This window comes from Chlorogloeopsis sp. ULAP02 (genome assembly GCF_038404745.2).
Lineage (GTDB): Bacteria > Cyanobacteriota > Cyanobacteriia > Cyanobacteriales > Nostocaceae > Chlorogloeopsis.
The window spans coordinates 38253-64856 of the sequence record NZ_JAYKTT020000049.1 but is presented as its reverse complement, the minus strand read 5'-3'; the positions used below and the strand labels follow the sequence as shown (position 1 = coordinate 64856).

Genomic DNA, 26604 nt, shown 5'->3' with positions numbered 1-26604 from the left:
TAAATCTCCTTTTTGATTTGACTAAATGTGCATTAATAAATACTTAAATATTCTCAAACATATCGTCTGTTTCATCATAGAAAGACCCCTCACCAGGAATGAAGGAATCAGAATCTATTTTGTGTTTTGGCTGGTTGTCACTATTACTACTGCCATTGCCTTTAGTTTTACCTTTAGAGCTAGCATTACTATCATTCTCATCATCAATACCATCGCTATTACCAATTTCTAGACCGAACATATTAGCAAGGGTTTGAGGATTGGTCATAGTGCTGAGAGGTACAGGCAAAACATCACTTGATTTATGTGGTAATCCTAATTCCATTCGCAAATAGGCCAAATGTTGCTCTAAGGCATGACAACAAATTAACCCTACTTGACGCACCTCTTTATCACTAATTTCTACATCCGCATTTGCTTGAGCTTGATATGCTAAAGGCAACCAACACATTCGTAATGCCTGTAACACCATCTCTTTGCTAGTACTGACCCCATTTCCTTTTTGCAAATATATAATTAGCTTTGCATCAACAGTATTTGAGTAAGCACGAAGCCGAAGAGTCAAATTTTTATATTGTCTTTGTCTGTCAGTATCAGTTCGTTCAGGCAGTCTGCGACTACCGCTACTATTGGGTTGTCTATTATTGTCATTATTTTTGGGTTGTTTTTTATTTGTAGTCATGCTACCTTCTCGATTTGCGCTCTAAACCGCATAAACAAACCAAACGCATCAATCAACCTAAACGACAAAGCTTCCTGTTCCCGGAAAGTACGGCAATAATCATTACTTTTATCCTTGAATACTTCTTGTACCTGTTGCTGTAAGTCAGCACCCCAATAAGTTGAAATTTCTTGAAAGCAGTCTTGTAACTCTTGCTCTAAGTACAATGCTGCACCACCACTCAAAATCACCTCGTTCACCGCAGGTAAAGTTGATTCCAGCCAATCGTAAAGCCTAGACCAATACTCAGCTTTAGCAGTAGCAATGGCATTAACAATCATCTGCAATTCATAATCAATATTTTTAGGTTCTCTGCTTTTGACTAGAGCGCGAATTGCTTGGTTATCAGCCGTGATATCTGAACCGGCTGCATAGATGGCAGAGGTCAAAGCAGTGGCATCCTGTCCAGATGTGCGCTCAATTACTCGCTTTACCATTTGGTGAAAGCCCAGCCCATTGGTGTAACCCGCCGTCATCTTGCCCCGTTCAAATAATAGAAGGCTGGTGTTGCGATGCCCGAACATCAGCACTGCAATGGTTTGAGCATTAAACCATTCTTTACCATTCTGGCGTTGACGAATCGTTGCCAATCCCGCACCTTCGGGTAAGCACTCGAATCTCTCCAGTTTCACCCGCAACCTTTGACCCCGAAACCTAAAATCCTTGAGTGCAGACTGCAACTGTTGCTCAAATGCTTGGCGATTTTGATATTCACCATAGGGCAGTAGTGAAGTCAGTGATAGTGAAAACCTGTTAGGCAATTTGTTGTGTTGAGCGATCGCACCAATAACCGCCAAGGCTTTGTGAATTGAGGTTTCGTACTTGAGCTTATCGAGTCTGGCAGATGCTGAAAACTGCTGTGCCAGGAATCCAACTACCGTACATTGTGTATCACCATTTGCAGGACTTGACACCCAGGCTTCATCTGCTGGTTTAGGAGATTCTAGACCCTTGCGACTCGACATATAAGCGTCAATCGAACTTTGAGGCAACTTCAGCATCTCTGGTTCCATTGTCATCAAACATGGTTTGCCTTCAGTTGCTAGTTCGTAAACAATCTTGGTCAAGGAAGCACCAGGGTCAAAACTGACTATCAAGTTTGACATTGACTGTGGTTTACCTAAAAGCTTTCCTTTAAGTTAAGTGCAAATATAAATCATGCCAATCTACCCACTGACCATTTTTATAAGGCAAAAAATTAGCCCATTGGTTATTTTTTTGCTGCATTTTCTCAAGTAGTTATTTTTATGCTATTGAATTCAAAAATACGCCACTCAAATGCCAATTCAACGCCACTTAAGCGCCACTTAAACGCCAATTCAATCCCAATTGAGTGCCAATTCAACGCCACTGCATACATTATGTATATATTCTTCTTATCAAGAACTAAGCTTATTGACAATAAAATGGTCAAAAAATCCCAACTCAGTTCCACTTAAATGCCAACTCAATGCCAACTCAATGCCACTCATGTTTTTAATTTGAGTAGCCCAAAAAAACCTTTGGTGAGTAGCAAGCTATGTTGCTGTCCGGACATTTTTTCTGGGGAGAAAAAACGCACCCCCAGGTGCGGCAACAAACTTGCCCTCTTTTCACGGTTCCCCTACCTAAGTAGGTCAACCACCGTGATAGAGGGGAAGATGATACGAAAATTCTCTCTAGGAGTTCAGCCTGGAAAATTTCTGCAAGGTTTGGACGGATTAGCTTTTTAATTGCGCGATGGGCTACGCCTTGCCGTAAGCGATCGCTCGATTTCGCTATATCAAAATATCCCTAACGCTATCTTGACTACCTTAGTACTCAACCAAAACTATTGCAGCGCATTTCATTATCTCGCATCGCATCTTGGTATTGAACCAGAATCGGAAGTAACCGTTTGGTCAATGACAAATGATAGTGCAGTCGTCAAACTTAAAACAGCTAATGACTAATGCATCAATAATGCGACAAAAACGCTCACACAGGATAGACATTAGACTGACTTTGGCAGAATACGAGAAAGCACAGTTAATGGCAGATGAAAATAATCTTACTATGAGTGAATTGTTTCGTGCCAAGACTCTGAAAAATAGATTGCCCAGGCGTGTCACCAAAGTAGCAGGTCAAACTTACTGGGAGTTGGGGAAAATAGGCAACAACCTAAACCAAATAGCTAAAGCAATCAATACTTCAGTACTTATGGGAGAACCTGTGGTCGTAGATAGAGTATTGTTGTCACAGGTAAGAGATTTGGTGAAACAGGTGCGCCGAGAGATTGCTGAAATTGATTTAATCGCTGATTTACAAGATGAAGCATGATTGGCAAGCACATCAAAGGTAAAAGTTTTCGGGGACTGCTAAACTACCTGTTTGGCAAAGATGGAGCAAAACAAATCGGTGGGAATATGGAAGGAACAAACCCACGCGAACTAGCAGCTGAATTTGGTATATCTCGAAGATTAAACCCGAAGGTGAGTAGGGCTGTTTATCATGCTTCTCTCAGTTTGTCCCACAAAGAGAGTTTAGATGATGAGACTTGGGATGAAATCGCCCAAAAGTATCTACAAGCAATGGGTTTTGATATGAACCAATATGTCGTACTGCGGCATACTGACCGGACTCATGAACACATACATATTGCTGCCAGTCGCATTCAATTAGATGGCACTACAGTTTCTGATAGCTGGGACGATCGCAGAAGTGAAGCGGTAATTCGCAAGTTGGAGCAGGAATACAATTTACAATCAGTGCAACCAAGTTGGGAAAAAGATAAGCACAGTCCAACTACTGGTGAACGTAGGCAACTTGCCAGAACTGGAGAGGAGAGCGTTAGAGTGAGACTTCAGCGATCGCTCGACCAAGCAACCCACGACCATCCCACTATGCCAGAGTTAATAGAGCGAGCGCAACAACAAGGTGTTAATGTCCGCGTTGGTTATACTCGCACAGGCATTGTCAAAGGCATTAGTTACCAACTTGATGGTGTGGCTTTTAGTGGTACGCATCTCGGTAAAGCATATACCTTTCCTGGTTTACAAAAGCATCGAGGGGTAAACTACAGTCCTAAGCGGGATGACAAACGTATCCAGAAACTCATGGAGCAAGCTGTTGAAAATCCCACACCAGCAGTGCCTCCAAAACAGGATGACAAACGCACAAAGAAACTGATGGAGCAAACTGTTGAAAATCCCACACCAGCAGTTACTCAAACAAACTCCTTGCCTATACCAGAACCAACAAACTGGGAGCAAATACGTCTAAAGTTAAGCCAGCAGTACAATTTACCCAATTCTCTGCTCACAGAATTATATGAAAAGGGTTGGCTCTATGCAAGTCAAACAGGTCAAGCAATATTTGTGGAACGCACGCTAGATGATCTTCCAACTCTTGCCAAGCAGCTAGAACCAACAGGTGACTTCACCGCTATTCCCCTGAACTCTGAACCGACAAAAAAAGGTAGTTTTTGGATTGCTACAAATGCCATAGTAGAAAGAGCAGTGCTACTAAGTGACCCGATTGAAGTTCTCTCTGTCATTGCCTTAGAATCAACTGTTGACAAAGAAAAGCGCAAACCTACATTGTATTGGAGTATACGCGATAGCAAGCAAATACCTTTAGAATTTTTGCGATCGCTCGATACAGTAGTCATCGCTTTTAAAAATAATGAGAAAGTTGAGGACTTGATAGCTGAGATACTGGCTGAACTACCTCAAGCCAAAAAAGTTTCTCCCGGTGAAGCTGGTTGGAATGGGATGCTAACTAACAATCACTCGCAACCCAACCAAAGCCGAATCCCAGAGCTTCAAGGTTGGGAACTTTGATATCAGTTTTCATTAAAAGAAACACCATCCCATCGACTAAGGAACAGCCAGCACCCGCAGGTTACTTTGGCTGCTAAGTTCTCGGCGAGATAGTAGTTTGGATGTTGTCTGTCAGCATTTAGGGCTTCATGAACCGATATGCTCAGATGAAAATTTGAACAACACCTGTAATATTTTCATTGCCATACCAAATGGCTATCGCTTCCCAGTAGATGTTGTAAATATATAGTTGTCACCCCGATCTGAAATCCCTGGGAAAACGGAATCGGACGTGTAATCACTCTCCTACAAATCTTGGCACAGTTGTTGTGGCAATTGTTTCATCACACGGACAAAAGGAGCCACATCATCCAAACCCTGCGCCACAATCAGAGCGCCTTGAATGGCAATAGCAGCATCTTCCCCACGCTCATGAGCCAGCGTCTCATCTAATCCGGCTGCCCTCAAAACAGTTGCTATTTCATCAATCCAGGTTCGTAATAGTGTTTGCACCTTGGTATGAAAGATATCTCGTGCTGACCCCATCAGCAAGATGGCACACATACAGGGTTGTTGTCCGCCTTCATATAGCTTGTTAATTTGCTCACACATCTTAGTCAACCGAGTGAGCGCATCCCCTCCACCGCGAAGTATCTGTAAAATGTGTTCCTCTAACCAACATTCCATAAAATCCAACACCGCCGTCACCATTTCATCCTTCCCACCGGGGAAGTGATGGTAGAGACTGGCTTTCCCCAAACCTGTCGCTTGTGAAATTTTCGATAAAGTCGCCCCATCGTAACCATACTGTCGAAACAGTTGTAGCAAGCAGGGAATATAAGTATCTTTTGCCATTTACAGAAATTGAAATCTCATCTCTTGACATTATACCGAACGATTGGTACAGTTATTTTGTACCGAACGCTTGGTACAAAATAACTGTACCAATTCCTTAATTTGTAGGGATGTCTATGCAGCATCTCGAATCGCAAGAGGTGTCAGTTGACAACGGGAGAAATCAACTTGCCGTGACTATTTCTGATTGCTGTCGTTCTTATTCCCGTTAGACGGCTAATTTTAACCTAACAGCGCTTCTTTTTACAGAATATTCAGGATTAACCAATGATTAAGCTTTATGGTCACGAACTCTCTGGTAACAGTTATAAGGTCAAGCTCTTGCTATCACTATTGGGCATTGAACATGAATGGATTAAGGTCGATTTGCTCAAAGGGGAACACAAAGCCTCTGAATTTCAGTCGCTTAATCCCTTCGGTCAAGTTCCCCTATTAGTGGATGGCGACACAATTATAAAAGACGCACAGGCAATTTTGGTTTATTTAGCTCGTTGTTATGGTGGTGAACAATGGTTGCCACTGGATGCTGTCTCACTTAGTCAGGTTGTACGTTGGCTATCTACAACTGCGGGTGAAGTGCGTCAGGGGCCAGAATCGGCTCGTTTGTACTATCTGTTTAATGCCACCAGTATTGATATTGACAGAGCTAACCAAAAAACAGAGTTTATTCTTACACAACTTAACCAACATTTGCGCGATCGCCAATGGTTAGAGTTCGAGCGGATAACTATTGCAGATATAGCAGTATTCCCCTATGTTGCCTTAGCACCAGATGGCAAAATTGCTCTTGACTCTTATCCTCATATTCTGGCATGGATTGAGCGAGTTAAGACCCTTCCCGGTTTTATAGGAATGCAAGGAATTGCAGCACCTGCCTTGGTATAGGCAAATAACACCCAGTTTAGATGGAGAAGGTAGAGAGGAAGAGGAATTTTTTCCCTTCTCTGCTCCCCTGTCTTTTCTCTACCTTCCCCTGTTTTTAGATATGTAAAAATAAAGAGTTATATGCCACGTAAATTTACGCAAATTGCTTTCACGCCTGCTGTCAAAGTTGCTCAAGAACAACGTGGCTCACGGCAGACCTATGCTCGATTTGAACAAAATGGGCCTTCTAACGATACCATCACACCAGAAATTGAGGAATTTATCGCCCAAATGGATGGTTTTTATTTGGGAACCGTCGGTTCTAATGGTTATCCCTACATTCAATTTCGTGGTGGACAACCTGGGTTTTTGAAAGCTATAGATGAAAAGACTTTAGGATTTGCTGACTTCAAAGGCAATGTTCAATATGTTACCGTTGGTAATCTTGACGAAAATGACAAAGCTTTTTTGTTTTTGATGGATTATCGCCATCGCCGACGGTTGAAAATTTGGGGCCGGGCTATGTATGTAGAAGATGATAGCGAACTAATTGAAAGCCTGAAACTTCCTAACTATGAAGCAGAAGTGGAACGAGTGATTCTGTTTCACATTGAAGCTTGGAATTGGAACTGTCCACAGCACATTCCTATTCGCTATTCTGAACAAGAAGTGGCGGCATTGCAAGCGAGAATAACTGAACTAGAGGAACTTGTTGCTAAGAAGTAGCAAATCTAATTTTTCTGAGTGAGCCAAGCCAATCAAAGGTTTCAGGCGAAAATTTATGTAAGTCAAATGTGGAAAAGTTGGTTCTAGCGCAGCTAACGCCACTTAGAGAGGGATAAACTCTCTAGGCGTAACTGCCATGACCTTAAATCCCAGAGAAACAACTATTAAATTTCTTAGACAAATAGGCTTTACCACCGGAACCAAAATTTGGCTCAGGATTTCTTGGGACTTGCCCACAGAAATGATACCTAAAAACTGGAATCACTACTACCGCAATGATCAATTTGTCTACTCCCACTACATTCTCTGCGGTAAAATCACCCAGCAAGGATTTCAACTCTACTGCTGCACTTACGGAGGTCGAGACAAACAGGGCAACACCTGCTGGCGACTGACACCTAAACGCTATGCTGATGGTTGGGCATTGGCATTTAAAATGTCATATCTTGGTGCTACAGTCAGCTTTTACCCCAACCAACCAGACAAGGGCATCAGCAATCAGCACGTTAGTCAATGCCAATGTTTATTCTACGAAATTGATGATTTGGCATTAGTTGAGCAGCGACAAGCTGTAGATCGGCTAAAGGATGAAATCAATTTGGAACCCGCCGCCGTAGTTTATACAGGTGGGAAATCTCTGCATGTTTACTTTAAATGCAGCCATTTCTTGAATCCTGCTGAATGGCTGTACCTCAATCGCCAACTGACGATTATCCAAAACGCAGATCCAGCAATTTGCAACTTAGCTCGTTCCATGAGACTGCCAGGTATGGTTCGCAGACGGGTGGTGGATGGAATATTAAGTGCAACTATCCCCATTACCCTAGAGCATTGGTCAAACCGTCAGTACAACGTGGAAGAGCTAGAAACCGCATTTGATTCTACAGCCTTATTTCCCTACGAACTTTCTGAGCAACGTTGGTGCAAGTGGGTACAACTTCTCACAAGAGCGAAAAATGGAGAAGTTATCGACCCACAAGCAGTGCTACTGCAACCTTCTGTGACTGTCCCTCGCTCAACCTTGCATTGCCGACGAGGAACAGTAATACAGGCTACAACCAGAGATAATCGCTCATCTCTTAAACAACTACGCGCTAGCGGAGTGTCTGTTCCTTTGTCTATCTGTTTAACGAAGAGCGATCGCACTTTACTAACTTATGGTGAATTTGAGGGAAACAGAAACAATTCTGGCTACAAATTAGCTCGTAATCTACTAGGTACATCTAATTTACTTACCAGACACCGAATCGCTTATCATCCCGAACCACGCCAACTATTTGACCGATATTGCGATCGCTGTACACCTCCACTTGAACCAACTGAGGCGGATACAATTTGGCACAGTGCAAATAAAACAACAGCCTTTGCCAGCCGGGACTTTGGCTCAATTGTCATGAGCATTCGTGAGTGGAAATCACACCGAAAATCAAACAAACAGTGCGTAAAAAAACCAAAAAGATTAGTTAACGCAAGGTTGACAAAATCGATGTAACACCCTTCCAATTATCTACCGTGTACACATATCTTTGTACAGGATTAAAACGGTGTGGGACAACTCTCAAATACTTATGTGTACACGGTAGCCCTATTTTGAGGAGAGTATATGACTATTCAAGATGAGTATTGAAGATACTATCTCTAGTTTTATTTTACCATTTTCGGTAAATAAGACTGACGATAATTGTTCTTAGCCATCAGCCTAGCCTCACGCTTTGTCCACTGTTTCTGCAAAGGTACATCAGCCAATCTTTGCAATAATATGAATACGCTATCATCTCCAGTTAACCTAGCGATGATTTGAGCGATCGCCTTACAACAACTCCAAGGATGACGTACCACCTGAACTTCTGCAAATCTCACCACACCCCAATTGCGTTCTAAGAAAAAACGGTTACGGATTTTATCATCATCAACATCAATGCAGTGGTGAGGTTTACCTGTATCTCCAGCATAAGGTTCATCAATCTCAATATCGAGAGCTAACCCAGAAGATTGATGGTAAAGGATAAAATCAGCCGAGTAGCGTTGAGGATAACCTGGAATCTCAAACTCAACCGCTTGACAGATAAGATTTCCTGGAAACGCACACAGTAAATGGCGAAAAAACTCCTTTTCGCTCACACCTTGCTTGGCTGTACCATTCCCATCTGGTAATGCAACGCATCCTTGAAGCAACGCTTTTAGATACCCCTTTCCTCGATCGTCGTTAGTAAAGCGCCTTGCTAGTGGTGGATAAAGAATAACCGGATAATAGCCAGTAGACATTAGTACTTATCAGGCTGCTCGTGTTTAATAATTTTTATTCGCAAGTATCAACCCTAATTGTAATCAAGAAAACTCATCTCAGATACTGACCAAGTGCATAATAATACTATTCACCGTGACCTGAAACCCCCTAATCTCATCCGCCGTCAGCAATATGAATACTTGATTAACGGAGATACCCATGAAAGAATTAATGGAACAGCCTTCATCTTGGCTACCAAATGGAATAAAACTTAATCTTTCCGATCAGTTTCGTCCTTTTTCTTTTACTGAAGAGTTACAAATTCGTTTAGAGGAACTATTAGAAAAAAATAAAGAAAATTTACTCAATCCAGATGAACAAGCAGAATTAGCTGGTTTATTGGAATTAGAAAAAATCTTTAGTTTTATCAACGCTAAACTTGCGTCTTAATTGTGGTTATCAACAATTTTGTTCGCTTAAACGTCCGTAAAAGGGCAAAATACTTGTGCGAATATTGTCACTCTCCAGAACGCTCAAATGCAACACCCTTTACAATTGATCACATTATTCCTCAATCTTTAGGAGGAACAGACGATCTCAATAATTTGGCTTTAGCTTGTCATCGTTGTAATCAAAGACGGTATAATTTTACAACTGGGATTGATCCAGAAACACAAACAGAAGTTCCATTATTTAATCCGAGAAATCAAAATTGGTCAGAGCATTTTATCTGGACAGAAAATGGGTTAAATATCATTGGAACAACTCCTATAGGTCGTGCAACTTGCAGTCGTTTTGATTTTAACGATCAAGACCACGATGATGGATTTATTCTAAATTCCCGTCAACTTTGGTTAACAGCAGGTTGGCATCCGCCTATTGATGATCTACGTCAATAATAAAAGAATATCCATCTTAATAAACACTAATAAATTAAACTTTTTCGGGTATTTGTGTCAGGGTTTGAAATCCTAGCCATCGGCACATAAAGTTGCTGCGGTTGCTTCCCAGAGGCGCTATCGCGCTACTATTGCTGGTGTTAAGCAAGCAACATTTATGCAAACATTGATAACAACTCTAACCTCACCTGATTCAACTACTGCTGCTCATCAAAATCCTCAACTTACACAAAAGGTCACTTCAAATTTATCTGACAATACTAATTTAGATTCAGGCACTATAGCTATTTTAGAACAGATTGAAGCTGAATATGAATACTACCAAGTTTGTGAGGAGTGGTAGTCATGAATTTAACACTCGCTCAACAATCCTTAGCAGGACTTTCCCAAACTGCTGCTCATCTCTGGGAACAGCTAACTAATTGTCAGACTCCTGAAGAAGAAGCTGCTATCATCACCGCTATTTGGGAAACTCAGGAAGTTCAGGAAGAAGTTGTTGATATCCAAGCAGAATTAGCATTGCAACTGGATGCTGAAATAGCGGCTATTAAACAACGACTAGAACATCTAAAAGCTGTACATCAATCAGCATTGTTAAGACTAGAACGCTGGCGACAAAAATTAGATGAAACTATTTTAGAACAAACCGCCGCAGGAATTCTACCTGAGCAAATGATTGGTAATTCACTTCGCATCACAATTAAAGAAAATCCGCCAAGTTGTGAGGTGCTGATAGATGCAGAACAATTGTCTCCAAAATACCGCAGAGAAAAGACTGTTTACTCAGCAGACAAGAAAGCTATCATTGCTGCTTGGAAGAAAGGTATTCCTGTAGATGGCACTCACATCATGCGTAAGCGCCGAGTTATTTATGCTTTGACAGCAACGGCAATTCACGACTTCAAAGACTCACTTTTAACTTAGCAATAAGCAATAGCTTTAACTAATTTATCAGCCGACAGCAGGAATTTTACTGTTTTGTTGGCTGCTACTTATACGCGAACCAAAAAGTTTTTTATAAGTCAAGACAGCCGACATTTCAGGTAAATACAAGGAGGGAGCAAAACAATCTATTAGTAAGCATTTCAGGCGATACCCCTAGCTCATAAGCAAGCGATGTTTAACGACAAGCCTTATAAGCATCTATGCTCTTAAACCAATGGTGAATACTCCTGATTCACGATGGCTGAAACTCCTGTTTTTACGTTATCAAAAATTTGTAGATAACTTGTTTTAGCTGTTTCTCTAACTGCTCATTTTTAGCCAACCAAACACAGTCGCAACAGTTAATTCTAAGTCTATCCCGGCTAACACTGGCAAACGCTCATCACCTTGCAAAAGTTCTGGTTGCTGATTTGGACGGAAGACCAAAATGGAACGATCTTCTGGGTCTATCAACCAACCTAATTGGCAACCATGATCTAAGCAATAGAGAATATTGCCTGTGACTCGATTTGAACTTTGTTCAAGGGAAAGAATTTCAATTGTCCAGTCTGGAGAAAGCAGAAAATCATTGGGTGCTTCTCCATCAGCAGCAAAGGGAATACGCGACCAGTTGAAAACCGCTACATCAGGTACTATTGAGCGGATACCAAAACTACAGCGCAGTTCTGGAAAGGCATAAGCAATATGCAGGCTTTCGGCAACATCATTGATACTGTTGCACAGCCTTAACTGTAATCGGCTATGCTTCCCTTTTGGCATTGGTTTTTGAATAATCTCACCATTAATGTACTCGCTGGCAGGCTTGGTTTCTGGTAGCTTGAGAAACTCCTCCAGGGTCAGAGATTGGGTAATTACCATAGACATAACTCAGTCGAGAAAAGCAAAGGGAATATGTTTTAGTCTAGCAGTACCGTAATCTGAAAAACTGTTTTTACTTCTGGCTACCGCCACAACTGCTTGCACACCAGTTAACAAGGTCAAAAAAGCTATGACTACAAAATGGCTAACACCAGAACAAGCCATTGTCAAAGCCAATCTCACTGTTACATCTGAAACCTTAAAATCTTACATTTCAGAACAACAGGGAAAAACCACTGCCGAAGAACAATTCCAAGCTTTAGGATTGCTATTTGATAGGGAACGTTTGCGTGCAGGTAAACCTAACTTTTTGCAACTTTTAGAACCAGTAAGTGATGAAAATAGCTACGCCGAAGATGAAATTGACTCTCATCAGTTAGCCGACGATGACATAGAAACATCTGCTACCAACAGGGTAAATCAATTAGAACCATTTATTTTCGAGCAATGCAAAGTTCAAATCGTTATCACCCTACTACCTACACAACAAACAGGAGATAGACCTGTAATGATTGCTGCTAGCAGTCACGGTGATTTCCCCGTAGTTGCCATGCTCAATAAAGAAGAACTCGGTGATTTACCACCTGCAATTGTTCAACTACTGGACGAACTGAAAGCCGATTTTCCTAATCGCCAAATTCGCCGGAATATAGCCCAGACTAAAGCTGTCAAAACCAATAAATCGCCCACTGCCCAGACTCCAATTAGCACTAAAACTGCTAGCTCAGATACTACTAAACCAGCCAGTAATACTACGCAAATATCACTGTTTTAAATGCCATGATTACTACAAATAGCAACAAATTACTTGTTATCTACGAAGGTCAACAACACTGGATTCCGGAGGCGATCGCCGTTGACGACCAATTACTACGGGATGCTTTTACTCCTCTTTGCGCTGAACTGGCAAACGCAGACATTGAGCGTCAACCAGGAAAACCCATCCACATCATCAAGAAGCCCGGTAAAAAAGGTACTTCTTCTCTAGATTGCCTGATAGTGGCTCCTGAAGAAATCAACCCCGCATTCCAAATGTGCTACCAAATGCGTCAACGTCAGGTCATCACTGGAATTGACTGGCAAAATGCAGCACAGCTATCAATTGAAATTGAAGAGGCGATCGCAGCTGGAACAGAATTTTCTCAGTCACTCAACCAAACCCTAAAATCCCTAACAGCCTGCACTCCCACATATAGCGTTATCCCTGAAGGTTTTTGAGTGCTGACAAAAGGAGTTGGAAATTGACTTGAGAGGTAAATTATTATCCAAATTACAGCAGTTTGCATATTGACTGAACTACACCTTCCACACCCTACTACTGTGTCAATCCAAAAATAACGGATAGAGGCAGGCAGGGGGAGAAGAGGAATTTTTCTAGCTTAGCTGCTATTAACCCAGTAAAGTTGCCTTACTAGACCACTACCTCTATCTATTCTTCAATTTCGTTCCTATGAATGACGAGTTGCCGCTAATAATATGTCTCACCTTGTACCCATCAGCATGGCAGAGGCGATTTACAGCCTTAGTCAGTGCCAATTCACCTTAGATGCCACTGAATCACTTGAATATCTAGAAACCCAACTCAACATTTACTCCTTACTAGAACTGTATCAGCACTACTTCCCTACCGAATGGAAAGCCAGCCAAACTCCTATTTACCCACTTACAGATGTAGATTGCCATAGTCCTAGAGAACTGGAATTTATTGTACTGATTTACACTCATCTACTTCCGTTATCCCACTGGACTGTAGAAACAGCCTACGAACAAAGATTGCACAGCATTCCTATTACCCCAATGGGTATTGACTGGACAATGGATGGAGAAATTGAACATCTCAAAGATGGTTGGCAACTACTTTTACCCTTTAGCCATGACGGTCGCTGTTGGCTCGATGACATACACCCAGAAGGTAGCGATTGGTTTGATAGTGAATTTGCAATTTACGAAATTACCTATAGTGACATCGACCACCCAGACAAAATTGACCTCAAAAAACTGAAATGGCAGTGTCATCACTTAGATAATCCTTTAAAGTTTCTGCCTTTAACTTTAAAGCTGCTAGACCATGAAACTAAAAACCTTTGGTTGGACGAGTACGCAGACGATTATTATTACCAACCTGACTGCACCTCTCTACCTTGGTCAAAAGCATCTATCGATTTACTCACCAGAAAATGGCAGCAAGCTAACCGAATGCTGAACTGTGCAGCCAACTTAATTGATTGGCTAGAAGCAGACTTGAAATCTCATGCTCAAATCCTACTAAAACTATGGAAACAAGCATCGAAACCACATTAATCGAAACTACATCTACAGCAATTTTATCAGGCGAGATTTTACGAGCAATTTTGGCAGACCCTCCCCGAAAATCTCCAGTAATTCAAGCAGAATTGCTGTTTTTGGATGGCATTTACATCTTCCATCACAAAGACAAAGAAATTGCCGATGCTCATATTTACAAATGTATTTCACCCGCAACCCTGAGAACTGCCTTCAGCCACGAACCAATTGATACTGGTTGGATGGAACCAGGAATTGTGCGCTGGGGAACAGGCAGTACAGACACATATTTGGTAAAATTCATACCACCAGCTACTCATACGATCAATTGCGATGAACTTGGTTGTTTAACCGTTCCGCTACCTGCAATGGTGTTTGTAGGCAAGGGATTAAAGTATTGGGTTTGGGCAATTCAAAAACAGGAGTTTACTCCTCAAGCACCAGCCTTTCATGTGCCACTACCCAATGTCTACAATTCTGGACAGGTATGTTGGGGAGTGAACGAACCACCTGCTGCTAATGGTCTATCAATTAACCGTGCTTGGAATTTATTTATTTCCAGTCTTTTCACCAACCATTTAACAATAAATAAATCACAAAAATACCGTAAGGATGTTCGTCAGCAACTTCTAAAACTGCACAAAAGATGCAGACGTGCAACCTATCCTGTATTTGACCTTGTGCCTATCGGCAATCAGAAAAGTGTTGCTATGCTTGTGCAGGAAATCCTTAATGAACCCATTGCTTGAAGGCATTATTGGTTACAAAATTGTCACATCTTCTTCTCTACCAACACACACTAGCAGTGGACTAGAGTACCTTTATGCCGGAAATGGCATCTTTGCTAGAGCCATTCGTCCTGGCATAGAGGTATTAATGCCTATTTGCTTGTGTTCCCAAACTATCAAAGGGCTACCTCACCTAACACCTTATCTCAAAGTCACTCCGTTAATTCCCAAACCGCTACTACTGGAAATGTGGCGGTTGAGTTATCAAGCTGGCAATCAATTTCATGAAATTCTTTTTCACCTCCACTGTACTGATGCAGGCTGGGATTTACAAGTCCCAGACCAAATTCAAACTCCAACTAGCTGCCAGCCAACTAATTCTGGGAGTGACTCTTCCCACCAGAAAGCGGCTGTAGACATCCATTCCCACGGTTCCTTACCTGCCTTTTTCTCTACCACTGATAATACTGACGAATCTGGCTTTCGTATCTATGGGGTACTAGGTAGAGTTAATACACTGAAACCAGAGATTAAAATACGGGTTGGACTGTTTCGCCACTGTTGGGATGTACCTGCTAGAGCAGTGTTTGACATCGACGGAGACTTTTTTATGGTTGATGTCTCACTTTCATCTGGCTGTAAATTTTACAGTACCGATGTATCACCTGTAAATGGGATGGAGAAGCTATGGAGGTGAATTTCAATTTAGCAAATCAAATGTCTGTTCCCTCACCAATACCTATATCAACTTTAACCAACTGTACTATGGAGCTAAATCTTGATTTGGCAAATGCTTCTCCTGTCGTGACTGTCAACTACTCGAAGATAGAACTGTGGCTAGTTGGGTGCGGCGGTACTGGTTCTTGGTTGGCTTCTTCTTTGGTTAGGTTAGGTAGAGTTCTTTCTCAGCAAGGTAAACAGGTGAAACTCTACTTTGTTGACCCGGATTATGTTGAGTCAGCTAACGTTTTACGCCAGTGCTTCTGTGATGCAGAAATCGAACTCAACAAAGCCAAAACGTTGGCACTGCGCTACTCCCTAGCTTGGAAAATGGAAGTTACAGCGATCGCTCAACCTTTCCAACCCGAATGGATTCTCCCCAGTTATAATACCCTGATTGTTGTCACTGCTTGCGTAGATAATGCCAAAGCCAGAGAGTCAATTACCCAAGTACTTCAGCACAACACTCATCACCCTGCGCCTCACGTTTGGTATTTGGATTGCGGTAACTCCAAGCGTAGTGGTCAGGTACTATTAGGTTCTCATCTGTCTAGTAACCCCAATGACTATCATTTCGAGGCTTTAGGCTGCTTTCGCTTACCTGCGCCAACCGTACAGCAACCCGACCTACTGGTTTCACAACCAGAAGAGTTGGCAGACAACAACTTATCCTGTGAACAAATGGCCTTGCTCAATAGCCAGTCCTTGAGCATTAACCAGCGAGTTGCTGCGGAAGCATTTGATTATTTGTTGCAATTGACGACGGGGAAACTACGACGATTTGCTACTTATTTCGACTTAGAGAGTGGTAGCGGAAAATCCCTGTATACGACGCAAGTCAGTATTATGCAGGTGATTCTCCTGGGTCACTCCTGTGCGTAGGCGTACCGTCGTAGACATCGCTCCCCTCTCAAGTTAACAACCAAGCACTGTACAGAAGCAACTGTACAGTGACTTCAATTAAGCAAACCAGCCCGCAACGCCAATACAGCCGCCTGAGTGCGATCGCTTGCACAAAGCTTGTTCAAAACCCCACGCACATATACTTTTACACTTCCCAAGCTGAGATAGAGTTTTTGGGCAATTTCGTTATTGCTATAGCCTTGGACAATTAACTCCAAGACTTCCAGTTCCCGATTTGTCAGTGGATCTGCTTCCAGAATGCTTGCTTGTTCTGGGTCAATTGCAGAGATCGTTACCGTTTGAGTAGCATTCGGTTTGACCGTCGCCGCAGCTCCAGTACGAGTATGCTTGAGAACAATACGAGCGATCGCTGGGTCAATCCACGACTGACCTTCATGGGTCATGTGCAGCGCTTCCAGCAACAACTCGAACTTAATTGTCTTCACACAGTAAGAGTCTGCCCCAGCTGCAAACGCTGCCAGTACCATTTGCTCCTTGGCAAAGGAAGTGAGCATCATGACTTTAGTCTGTGCTGCTGACTGTGCTAGAGATTCCCGAAACTGCTGCACCAGCCATATTCCGTCTCTATCCGGCAAGCCAATATCGATGATCGCTATGTCTGGTTTTGTACTTTGGAGCAGTTTCAACCCATTGGACGCTGTAGCTTCATCACCCACGACTTGAATACCTTCTTGCTCGTTGAGAGAACTACGCATACCAATCCGTGTTAAGCTATGGTCTTCAATAATTGCTACTCGAATATCTACCATCATTTACCTCAGCAGCTTGGTAACTATACTTTTTTAACTGTCGAATATGGTTTCAAGGAAAGGATTACTCCATTGGACGAAAAATTTTAGCTATTCAGCCAAAATGTGGCTCTTGAGATGCAAAGCGGCATTTCAATGTTATTAAACCTCATCCAGGTTGAAACCAGTAGTTTTTACAGTATTGATTGAAAAATTCATATATCAAGGGCTACATATCTCAACAGCTGTTGAAAAAGCTCCAGTGTTCAAAATGGACATAGCTTAATCTGAAAATTCTCTGAAAAAATCTTCCTAAAGTATAAAAACATATAAAAGTACTGAAGTTAGACTGAAACCAACACAGTTTATTCTGACTTGCGTCCACATCACACTTACAGGAGGATGTAACTTATCTCTAAACGAGAACCCTGGCTCTTACACATAGGCAGATTAACAATTAGTAATTACGAATTCGTAATTACGTTATGGATGGGGGATTTGGCGTTGCTCAATTGCGGTATAAATCCAGATGTAGAGACTAGCAGTTGCAACGTCCCTACAGGATTTTGATATCATGCACAATCGTTTTCATACATGAAATCAGCAACGCCGGGGATTTAGACCCCAAGCATAAGGTTATACCAGAGATCGGAGACTATAACCAGTTTCTTAATTACAAATTACGAATTATGTTGACCAATGCCTTGAGTTTCAGAAAATTCTGATGAATGTTCATCGCTGTGTAGTGGTCAGCATGGCGCTTGAAATTACACTTTTCCCAACGAAATTTAGCTTGACTACTTTATTTCTCTACTCGGAAGGGATTAGGTTTATTAAAGGCGTTTTATGAAAAACACTTTATCTTGGAATATAACTTCAGAACAAAGAAACCAAAGAATTCTGCTGGTGGATGACTCAGCTGACAGCCTCCGTTTGCTGCAAGTCACTTTAAAGCTGAAGGGATACAACGTGATCATAGCCAACAGTGGTGCTGAAGCATTGGTAAAAATTGCCGAATCTCCTCCCGATTTGGTAGTGCTTGATGTGGTGATGCCAGATATGGATGGCTATGAAGTTACCCAGCAAATTAAGCACAACTCAAACTTACCTTTTATCCCAATTTTGCTGGTGACAGGTTCTGAAAAATCAAGTGTCGTCAAAGGTTTAGATGCAGGTGCAGATGAATTTATTCGCAAGCCGGTAGATAAGAAGGAATTACTGGCCAGGGTGCGGGCTTTGTTGAGACTGAAACACAGTATGGACGAACAACTGTTCCTCATTCAGCGACGGGAAGATTTTGTGACCCGTCTGACTCACGACCTGCGAACTCCGTTGATAGCTGCTGACCAATTCCTAAAGTTGCTGCAAAGAGGTGTTTTTGGCAATACCTTATCAGCAATGCGTGAATCTTTAGAACAAATGGCTCAGAGTAACCAAACTTTGTTGTCAATGGTCGATACCTTGTTAGAAGTTTACCAGTATGAAGCTGGAGGTAAAACTTTGGATTTTTTTGTAGTTGACCTGTGGGAATTATGTCAGCAAGTAGTGCAAGAACTAATGCCTTTGGCTGATGTTAAACATTTAACTCTCAAAGCTGTTTTGACAGAGGGTACTGAAGCTTTTTTAGTTAGAGTTAAAGGCGATCGCCTGGAACTACGACGACTTCTCACTAACTTAGTTGGTAACGCCATTCGCTTCAGTGATGCTGGGTCAGTAGAAGTTCGCCTCAATTCCACTGTTCAAGGGGTAACGATTGAAGTAGAGGATACAGGTATTGGCATGAATCCAGAAGAACAATTACTCTTATTTGATCGCTTTCGACAGGGCAAGCATCAACGTCGGGGAAACGGTTTAGGATTATATTTGTCCCGTCAAATTGTTGAAGCCCATCAAGGGAATATCTCTGTTTCATCGACTGTTGGAAAAGGCAGTATCTTCACAGTTTATTTACCTGTGCAAACAGTTTATTCAGAAATGTTATCAGCATAAAAAATTTGGGAAATCGAGCTTAAGGATTTGCACCAAAATAACTTACCTACTTTATCAAAAAAATGATAACCAAGGCTTTCAGTTATTCAAAAAATTAACTTATTAATGCGTGCCTCTTAAGGGAAGTTTTACCAAGATTCATCTGGTTCAGGTGGATACCAACCACGAGTAGTTGAACTTTCATCACCTAGTCGATCAATTGCCCCAGGATCGCTATTGAGAAATTCATCTAAATCTTCGTATCCACTTGGATAATAAGAACCTGATGTAGGTTTGATAGGATTTTCCTTAATTATTATGCTTTCACCAGATTTCAGATGAGCATATTCGGGGTAATGCTCATCTTGGGATATATCATCAGAAGGAGTGATCAACTCATCTCCTGGTGAATCTGGGTCATCGTCATAAAGCATTACTAATAAACCATCTTCTAGTCGTTGAATTCTTTTATTCATAAAATCTAGTGGCAGGTTCAAAATTTTGTAGTTTAAGTAACACAATGGGAAAATGATAATACGATTAAAAGCGCTGTTCAGCTATTTAACTTTCTTGGAAGTCTGCAAGCAGAGCTAATACCGTATAAAATACCGCCTGCCATGAGATCAGTAAATTGTCCACTTGGATGATTTTATCGAGTGTAATTTCGTGCCAAGGTGAATATTGGAGTCTCATGCTTGCTAGATAAGCTGTCTAATAGATTATTGGTAATGGATTTAACCACTAGAGTCTTAGAAGGTTCTGGTTTGAGCATACCTATCTTTGATGGGTCGTATAACAATGGTAAGGGGAGATATTTATCTGAACCAGAAATCATTAAAAATTCTCTGCTTGAACAGATGTTTGAAGCAAAAGATTTACAATCTCTACTACTGGTTAAAATTGACAGTAAAAATCCAGATGCCAACCATTTAAGACAAAGAACTTTTCAGGATGGAATCCGACGCAAGTTAGCTTTCAGTTCTGGCAATAGTTATTACTTTGCTGATGGTTCACTGCATAAAAAAATTAGACGCTTATTCGCTACAGAACCGGATACTGCCTGTCGCTATGGTTCTTTACTAGTTAGTAATTGCTACAAAGGCTCAGAAACTTTTACAGGGCTGCGAGTTAAAATTGTAGACTTTGAAGACCCACAGTATGCTCATTATAAAACAGGAGACTGTCACGGCAAGATTTCGCCCCAACTTGCCAAACAATTGGGAGGAGAAGGCAATTGTCCATTCCAATTTCGGTTTGCCTGGAGAAGTAATTGGGCTGAACTAGATAATTCCCAGTACCCAAAAACCAGTTTCTTGTCCAAAGGTACTTTCCTGCCCGATGCGAATTTGACCGATGCCCAAGGCTACGACATTATTGTGGATCGTTCCTCAATTAAAGGCATTAAAAAGTCACAACTCAAAAACTTGATACCCTGCGGTGACTATGAGTTTCCTCAAGCGGTAATCGGTAATCGAGGTAACGCCAAAGCCACCAGCTACGATAATAGTTGGCAGTTTACCATTTGGTACTCAGAAGAAGCAGTTAAACAAGATTTAAGTAAACCCACTGAAGAAAAAGCTAGAGAACTTGCCGAGTTGCAGCGCAATCCCTTGGTGTTGGCAAAATACATCATCCAACAATATGACAAACAACAGCGATCGCAGCAAGAGCAATCAGAAGAAGCTTTTAACGAAATTGAGGCTAATGCTAACAACCAAGCACAGGAATCTCGCTGGATTTCCCTCTTACGCAGCGATAAATATGGTCAATTGATTGAAACCCCCAAATTCCGCAAGTTTGCTACCGATTACATAGCCAATCAATGGCGCGATCTAGCGATTAAAGGAGGATACAACCATAATTCGGGTATGGCAATGCCATGCGATCGCCTAACTCGTGGCACAATCTGTGTACCCCATCTACCGGAAGGAGATGTCATTCTCACTCGTTATCCCATCGTCAACTCAGACAACATCCGCCTCTACCAAAACATCCACGACCCAGAATTGAGGAAAACTCGCAACGTAGTTTGGATTCACCCCAAGGATGCCGAGGAATATCACCAAGCCGATTTTGACGGCGACCAATTAATGGTCAGTTCTGCTAGTAAACTGCCTAATATTGCTCAAGAAACTCTCCGCGCAGGTGAACCAGGACGATTTGAGCCAGTTAAACAACGCCCTAAGCTGGCGTATACGGAAATTCCAGATGAAGAAGGCAACTTAAAATACAAAAATTTAGCAGAGATTGCTGCTGCCAGCAGTCAAAATAAAGTAGGGCTAGTAGCAACAAATATTGGGCGCGTACAGTCATCGATGCCCCAAGACGGGGAGAATGTGGAGCGATTTGGCAGACGACAAAGGAAGCTACTAAACCGTCTATTTCAGGCACTTCAGGTTGAGGTAGATTCGCCCAAAAGTGCAGAAAGACTGGAAGATATCAAGGAAATAGGCGGGGAAAATTTACTCGCCGATGCCAAAAAATGGTCAGAGTCTCACCCCAGTTACTTTTTTGACTTTAAGAAAGATGAACGGCTTTATCGCTCTTTTGCCATGCCTGCGGATGCTCCCGGCTCAATCAACGTCATTGCAAGAGTTGTTGTCAATCCTTTGTGGGAACCAACACGCATTCGCAGCAGAGATAGGCATGAGTTTCGCTACCTGTTTCCCAAAGAGACGCTATCTGTAGATGCCTTGGAATGGGCAGAAGAACTGAAAACAAGGTTTCAGCAAGCTAGAGACGAAATTAAAGAACGGGTGGGAGATGACAGGGAAGCCTTTAATGAGGAACTAGGGAAGCTCTACGAAAGCTATCGGGCGGAAATTGATGAATTATTCCCCACTTCAGAGGAACGATTTGTAAGTCGTGCGGACAAGCTCCGCCAATGCGTAGCGTCTCGCAGAGAAGGGGCAGCGGCATTGTGGCACACACAACACACCCGTCCAGAATTAGATCGGCATCGCAAAGACTGTTTAAAGCTGGCAGAACAGATGGAAATTACGTTTTCGTTTCAGCACGATTATGAACTGCCCAGCGTTGCATTACCACAGGATATTTATGTTTTGAGTGTTCCTTTCGGTGCAGGTGCTATTAAATGGAAAGAATCTTTAGAACAAAAGGGAATTAAATTTGATGCCACAATTCATCCTCAATTACCTCTGATTGAATTTGCTTTGAAAGACTTATCCCCCAAAGTAGTTGATAAATTAGCAGCTAAATTTGGCGAAAACATTAACGATTTAGATGAACTTAATATTCCGAAGGATTTAAGAATTATCCCGCCAGCAGATCATAGTTGGGCAACATCACGTCAGGATTCAGGTGTTGGTGCTTTGGCATATAACCTGTTTACAGAGGAAGTATGTCAACAGCTTCAGGATTTTCAGTTTGATGAAATTAAAGTGTTGGGTATCAAATACAATCACTTCGCCAATGAAAACTTTGCTAGTAAGCAATGGAAAAAGCGCAGCGTTACTTTGGAAGTAGGAGTTTTTGAGTTACCCGAATCACACCCAGAGCATTATCGTTACAACGGTACACCGATATTACAAATTGATGGCAAGAATTTAGGCACTTTTGCTCCTGACAGTCCGAAACTGCCAATTGGTGCTACATTTGCCGCTACTTTGCAACCAGATGGCTCTAGTATTATTCTCAAGGTTAATCCTGAGTCAATCAATCTGCCAGAAGTTCCATTACCGGAATCAGAATCAACATTAGATACTGCTGGGCAATTCCGAGCCATTCACCGTGAACTCTGGCGTAAAGAAATGTTTGATAATTTAGTAGGGGCGATCGCTATCACCTACGAACAGCGACAAGCCAATCAATCTGCAAGTAATGAAATTGAGCAGTTTAAGATAGGTAGCCATTGGACTGCTTATGTGCAACCCGGTGGTGATTTTATTGTGCGAAATGAAGGTAAGCGGACGATTTGTCGAGGCAATCTCCAGACGGGTGAGGAGATATTTCCACTTTCAGAAGAACGTGCCAGTGAGCTAGAAGCGATGATTTTAGACAGAGAGCGATTACTTCACAGAAAGCATGATTTATCACATAATGGACACCATGTTATGAATCAGGATATAGAGTTGAACTAAAGTGGCAAAGGAGATTATTTAAATGTGCGACTGGATTGCGTTGCTGTAAAAAATTCTCTAGCTTTTAATTTTAGTCCATTCCAGATCGATATGAGCTTTTTAAGGGCAACCAAGGCTGAAAATTAGAACAATCAAAATTTGAATTGCGTGGTATCCATTCGACTTGTTTTAGGTCTTCCCAAAGCCATTTATAAGCTAAATGAGTCATAGGATAAGATCCAAACATATCTCTTGAAATAGGAAATCTAGATGAAGATATAGAGTCAGTTTTTACTGAAAAGTGCCTTACCCATTGTGGATATAAAGACTGTATTTTTTCTAAAGTTGATTGTACAGTAGGCTCTTGTTCTGAAAGTGGATAATCCCTCAATTCAAATTTAACTTCACTGAAGCTACCTTCAGGTAACGCTTCCCAATACCAACTCCAAGTAACTGAATTTGAGCTAGAACTAGGTGGCACTATAACACCTACTAACCTAGCTGGGAGAATAGATGCTAGTGGAAGTTTAGGCAGAAATTGAGGATATAAAGTGTTAACTAATTGCTGATAACCTTCAAATGCACCTAAATAAATATCTTCCACATACTTTCGCAGGATTTCATTAGATATGGAATTGTTGTGCCTAAAGACTATGAAAGAATTTGGTAAACACAGATCAGTTTGTTTTCTTCTACGAGCTGCTTCCATCTCAATCTTAAGTTGTGTTAGGCAATGTTGAAACACTGGTGGGAAGTATGAATCACCAATTTTGACAAGGACAGCTTCAAGTTCATATAAAGGGATTGGGTAAGAATAGTTAGGATATTTTTTAGGATGCCGCTGAGTTATGAAGAGCGCACCAAACCATGCAGCTTCCAAGGACAAATATCCGGCTTCTACTGGGAATGATCTCTCCTTTAAAAGAGAACTGATGACTTGTTCTAGAGTCCATTTCCATGCCCAGGATACGTGTGAATAAGGAAGAAACCCCTGAATACTCTTCCAACCCAATGAAAATAAATAATCAGAATCTTCTGTGCTTAGAGGTAATTCAGTTGGAGGTAATTCAACGACATCCGGCAGGTTTTCATTACCAGAATGCCAAGCAACCTCTACCCATGCCGTTGAAAACGGCGCTTCTGAAGGTGAAGTTGTTCCCAGTACTCTTTGACTCAACCGCACTCCTAATGTAGGTAATTTTCCATTTTCCTGAAGGAAAGGAATTGGTGATGAGAACGCTTTAAATCCACTAACCCATGCTTGCATAGCGTCTCGTACCTGTTGCCCAAGTTCCAAAGAAGATAGAGATGAAATCTTTCTTGAACGTCCATGAAAAGCTAGTGCCTCGCTTACTATATTAGCTGCTAGAGCAGGTTGATTTGTAACGATAGGAGTGAGCAATTTAGATACTTGACTGGGCGAAAAGGTAGCAACAGCAATTACCAGAGGATATTGCCAAAGCTCAAGGCGTTGTCGGTCTTTAGCAATTTTCTCGATTAGGGAACTATCCGATGCTAAAGATTGAGCAGCAAACCATTGTGTCAAAATAGGCAGGGGGAATCGTAAGCTATCAGCATTTTCGACAATTAATCTTGAATCTATAAGCTGTTGTCGCTCATTCCAGGAAGTAATCTCATTTGATGGAACTATTGTACTGCCCCTATCGATGCAAGCTGCTGCGAGTTGCTCTAAAAATTTGCTTGCCTTGAGTACGTGTTCCCGTAACGGACGAAGGGAACGCTCCACTAGATTTGATAAAAGTTGCTCCTTCGACTGAGGTATCGAGATAGCTGACTCTCGCAAGTAACTACTAAGGATAACTGCAAATAAAGGTCTGAGAATTGCATCTTGAACCGACTCGGATAAGCCTTGGTAAGAAAAATATTGTCGTCCCGATAATCTTTTGATTAGTGCCTCAGCCTCCTGTTTGGAAAGAAGATTAACTGTTATTGACTCTGGGGCATTCACAAACTCCATGATGGGTCTACTAATGAGAACTATCGTCGTATTTTTCCATACTTTGATAAGAATCCTGGCTTCTTTAAGAAGCTTAACTGCATTAGTGATTCCAATATCATCTACATTGTCAATAATTACTAAACTAGGCTCATTTGCAGGATTATAGAAATCATTAGCATCTTCTTGTATTACTTTTTTTAGTAAATTATCTTTTATCTGTTCTGCCTCTAAAAAAATAGGAAATGGAGTATTGACATTTTCCTTAGCTTCTTGAATTGTAATTTGAAATAAACGCTCGCCAATCAAGGATTTTCCTATTCCCATTTCTCCAGTTATAATAATTATTTTTCCTGGCAAAAGCTTTAGCTCATTTGGAGGTAAACCAATAGACATATCATCAGCAAGCGCAATTGCTTCGTCTTCTTTAATTCCTGCACCTTGCCAACTAGCAATACAGCGTGCCTTAGACAGTAGCATTGACTCATCTAACCGAGTTATGTAGCGAACAAATAAAGCTGTGGGATTCGCTCCCGTTGACCGTAATTGAATGTTTCCACGACTTAAGAGATGTGATATACTTTTGGCATCACGCCGCCCTTTCTTAGTAATTAGATTTATACCTTCTGCAACCAATACATTCCAAATATTTTCTTCTTGGAGTTGATTTTCTATAATTTGTGAAAGTAAAGTTTGTGCTGTTTTTGCATCTCTCTGAGAGTTATCAAAGTCGGCAATAACAATCCGAAGACGCTTGAAAATTTCTGAATTATAAGGAATATATTCCTGATTCAGCTTTGATATAAATTCATCAGTTATTTCTTTTAAACTGTCTGTTCGTCCTTGCCCAAGTCGCTCAATATCCCGGCTTAGGTCATCTCTAATTGTTGAACTTCCTGTAGAGTCAGTTAATAAAATGCCATATAGCAATGGATCGTCTGCAAGACCACGAGTTAATTTAATAATCGCTTCCCAAAACTTTTTATCTTTCTTTAGACCATGTTTTGCTTGAAGCTCTATAAATGTGCCATCTGTAAGTGTGATATTAATATCATCTCCTGGGCCATCTGTTTCTGCTGCCACAGCAATAGGTACATCCATAGTTGAGTGTTCAATCCAACGTAATGGTCGCTGTGTCAATATGTGAGCAGCGATATATGCTGTTGCTTGTGCCTGATATTCGTATCCACCACCGCCGCCACTTCCACTCATTTTTAAACCTTAGTTATTACATATCTGTCAACTAGATATTAGGATATTCTTACTTATGTTGCAAAAATTTACTAAGAATATGCAAATATCATTATTGAGCTAGATCCACTTAATCCTTAGTTACTCAAAAA

General features: G+C 41.4%; 26 protein-coding genes. 18 read left to right on the top strand and 8 right to left on the bottom strand.

Annotated features, from left to right (window positions below; genetic code table 11):
* Positions 1–43: 43 nt before the first annotated feature.
* Entirely contained in the window at positions 44–682 is a 639-nt protein-coding gene (locus U2718_RS17230; RefSeq protein WP_342001635.1) for a hypothetical protein, read from the bottom strand.
* Positions 679–1827, bottom strand: coding sequence for a ParM/StbA family protein (locus U2718_RS17225; protein ID WP_342001637.1), 1149 nt, complete (start codon positions 1825–1827; stop codon positions 679–681). Before U2718_RS17225 ends, U2718_RS17230 begins: the two co-directional genes overlap by 4 nt.
* A gap of 606 nt (positions 1828–2433) precedes the next feature.
* On the opposite strand from U2718_RS17225, the gene U2718_RS17220 reads away from it, so the two are divergent.
* From U2718_RS17220 to U2718_RS17210, 3 genes are read left to right on the top strand one after another with little or no spacing between them, the layout of a single operon-like run.
* Entirely contained in the window at positions 2434–2652 is a 219-nt protein-coding gene (locus U2718_RS17220) for a hypothetical protein (RefSeq protein ID WP_342001639.1), read from the top strand.
* Complete coding sequence (locus U2718_RS17215; protein ID WP_342001641.1) at positions 2645–3019, top strand: plasmid mobilization protein; 375 nt, start codon at positions 2645–2647, stop codon at positions 3017–3019. Before U2718_RS17220 ends, U2718_RS17215 begins: the two co-directional genes overlap by 8 nt.
* Entirely contained in the window at positions 3016–4521 is a 1506-nt protein-coding gene (locus U2718_RS17210; RefSeq protein ID WP_342001643.1) for a relaxase/mobilization nuclease domain-containing protein, read from the top strand. Before U2718_RS17215 ends, U2718_RS17210 begins: the two co-directional genes overlap by 4 nt.
* A 285-nt stretch (positions 4522–4806) precedes the next feature.
* Here U2718_RS17210 and U2718_RS17205 read toward each other — a convergent pair whose 3' ends face one another.
* Positions 4807–5355 carry a TetR/AcrR family transcriptional regulator gene (locus U2718_RS17205; RefSeq protein WP_342001645.1) on the bottom strand — a complete coding sequence of 183 codons (549 nt, stop codon included), beginning with the start codon at positions 5353–5355 and terminating at the stop codon, positions 4807–4809.
* 267 nt (positions 5356–5622) lie between these two features.
* Here U2718_RS17205 and U2718_RS17200 point away from each other — a divergent pair, with 267 nt between their 5' ends.
* From U2718_RS17200 to U2718_RS17190, 3 genes are all read left to right on the top strand, one after another.
* Positions 5623–6240, top strand: coding sequence for a glutathione S-transferase (locus tag U2718_RS17200; protein WP_342001647.1), 618 nt, complete (start codon positions 5623–5625; stop codon positions 6238–6240).
* Positions 6241–6360: 120 nt separating this feature from the next.
* Positions 6361–6945 (top strand): pyridoxamine 5'-phosphate oxidase family protein, encoded by a 585-nt coding sequence (locus tag U2718_RS17195; RefSeq protein ID WP_342001649.1) that lies wholly within the window; start codon positions 6361–6363, stop codon positions 6943–6945.
* A 136-nt stretch (positions 6946–7081) separates the two neighbouring features.
* Positions 7082–8437 (top strand): hypothetical protein, encoded by a 1356-nt coding sequence (locus U2718_RS17190; protein WP_342001651.1) that lies wholly within the window; start codon positions 7082–7084, stop codon positions 8435–8437.
* A 152-nt stretch (positions 8438–8589) separates the two neighbouring features.
* On the opposite strand, the gene U2718_RS17185 is transcribed toward U2718_RS17190, so the two are convergent.
* Positions 8590–9210 carry a hypothetical protein gene (locus U2718_RS17185; RefSeq protein ID WP_342001653.1) on the bottom strand — a complete coding sequence of 207 codons (621 nt, stop codon included), beginning with the start codon at positions 9208–9210 and terminating at the stop codon, positions 8590–8592.
* A gap of 181 nt (positions 9211–9391) precedes the next feature.
* Here U2718_RS17185 and U2718_RS17180 point away from each other — a divergent pair, with 181 nt between their 5' ends.
* From U2718_RS17180 to U2718_RS17165, 4 genes are all read left to right on the top strand, one after another.
* Positions 9392–9622 carry a hypothetical protein gene (locus U2718_RS17180; RefSeq protein ID WP_099068956.1) on the top strand — a complete coding sequence of 77 codons (231 nt, stop codon included), beginning with the start codon at positions 9392–9394 and terminating at the stop codon, positions 9620–9622.
* Positions 9623–9624: 2 nt separating this feature from the next.
* Positions 9625–10071: an HNH endonuclease gene (locus tag U2718_RS17175; protein WP_342001656.1), complete on the top strand. Its 447-nt coding sequence runs from the start codon at positions 9625–9627 to the stop codon at positions 10069–10071.
* A 157-nt stretch (positions 10072–10228) separates the two neighbouring features.
* Positions 10229–10414, top strand: a complete 186-nt coding sequence (locus U2718_RS17170) for a hypothetical protein (protein ID WP_342001659.1) — start codon at positions 10229–10231, stop codon at positions 10412–10414.
* A 2-nt stretch (positions 10415–10416) separates the two neighbouring features.
* Positions 10417–10995 (top strand): siphovirus Gp157 family protein, encoded by a 579-nt coding sequence (locus U2718_RS17165; protein ID WP_342001661.1) that lies wholly within the window; start codon positions 10417–10419, stop codon positions 10993–10995.
* 321 nt (positions 10996–11316) lie between these two features.
* On the opposite strand, the gene U2718_RS17160 is transcribed toward U2718_RS17165, so the two are convergent.
* Positions 11317–11880, bottom strand: coding sequence for a Uma2 family endonuclease (locus U2718_RS17160; RefSeq protein WP_342001664.1), 564 nt, complete (start codon positions 11878–11880; stop codon positions 11317–11319).
* 124 nt (positions 11881–12004) lie between these two features.
* Between U2718_RS17160 and U2718_RS17155 the strand changes: the two genes are divergently transcribed.
* From U2718_RS17155 to U2718_RS17130, 6 genes are all read left to right on the top strand, one after another.
* The gene (locus tag U2718_RS17155) at positions 12005–12649 is read left to right on the top strand and encodes a hypothetical protein (protein ID WP_342001667.1); all 645 of its coding nucleotides are present in this window, start codon (positions 12005–12007) and stop codon (positions 12647–12649) included.
* Positions 12650–12654: 5 nt separating this feature from the next.
* Positions 12655–13092, top strand: coding sequence for a hypothetical protein (locus U2718_RS17150; RefSeq protein WP_342001669.1), 438 nt, complete (start codon positions 12655–12657; stop codon positions 13090–13092).
* A 258-nt stretch (positions 13093–13350) separates the two neighbouring features.
* Positions 13351–14175 carry a hypothetical protein gene (locus U2718_RS17145; protein ID WP_342001671.1) on the top strand — a complete coding sequence of 275 codons (825 nt, stop codon included), beginning with the start codon at positions 13351–13353 and terminating at the stop codon, positions 14173–14175.
* Positions 14148–14906 carry a hypothetical protein gene (locus U2718_RS17140; protein ID WP_342001672.1) on the top strand — a complete coding sequence of 253 codons (759 nt, stop codon included), beginning with the start codon at positions 14148–14150 and terminating at the stop codon, positions 14904–14906. Before U2718_RS17145 ends, U2718_RS17140 begins: the two co-directional genes overlap by 28 nt.
* Entirely contained in the window at positions 14890–15582 is a 693-nt protein-coding gene (locus U2718_RS17135; RefSeq protein ID WP_342001674.1) for a hypothetical protein, read from the top strand. The genes U2718_RS17140 and U2718_RS17135 overlap by 17 nt, the downstream gene beginning before the upstream one ends.
* A complete protein-coding gene (locus U2718_RS17130) occupies positions 15573–16487 on the top strand; it encodes a ThiF family adenylyltransferase (RefSeq protein ID WP_342001676.1) in 915 nt (304 codons plus the stop codon). Before U2718_RS17135 ends, U2718_RS17130 begins: the two co-directional genes overlap by 10 nt.
* 74 nt (positions 16488–16561) lie before the next feature.
* Here U2718_RS17130 and U2718_RS17125 read toward each other — a convergent pair whose 3' ends face one another.
* Positions 16562–17278: a response regulator transcription factor gene (locus U2718_RS17125; protein WP_342001751.1), complete on the bottom strand. Its 717-nt coding sequence runs from the start codon at positions 17276–17278 to the stop codon at positions 16562–16564.
* 825 nt (positions 17279–18103) lie between these two features.
* Here U2718_RS17125 and U2718_RS17120 point away from each other — a divergent pair.
* Positions 18104–19246, top strand: coding sequence for a hybrid sensor histidine kinase/response regulator (locus U2718_RS17120; protein ID WP_342001678.1), 1143 nt, complete (start codon positions 18104–18106; stop codon positions 19244–19246).
* A 128-nt stretch (positions 19247–19374) separates the two neighbouring features.
* On the opposite strand, the gene U2718_RS17115 is transcribed toward U2718_RS17120, so the two are convergent.
* Positions 19375–19701, bottom strand: coding sequence for a hypothetical protein (locus tag U2718_RS17115; RefSeq protein ID WP_342001680.1), 327 nt, complete (start codon positions 19699–19701; stop codon positions 19375–19377).
* A gap of 252 nt (positions 19702–19953) precedes the next feature.
* Here U2718_RS17115 and U2718_RS17110 point away from each other — a divergent pair, with 252 nt between their 5' ends.
* Positions 19954–23325 (top strand): hypothetical protein, encoded by a 3372-nt coding sequence (locus tag U2718_RS17110; protein WP_342001684.1) that lies wholly within the window; start codon positions 19954–19956, stop codon positions 23323–23325.
* A 70-nt stretch (positions 23326–23395) separates the two neighbouring features.
* Here the strand turns inward: U2718_RS17110 and U2718_RS17105 are convergent, their stop codons facing one another.
* Positions 23396–26473, bottom strand: coding sequence for a hypothetical protein (locus U2718_RS17105; RefSeq protein WP_342001686.1), 3078 nt, complete (start codon positions 26471–26473; stop codon positions 23396–23398).
* Positions 26474–26604: the final 131 nt, after the last annotated feature.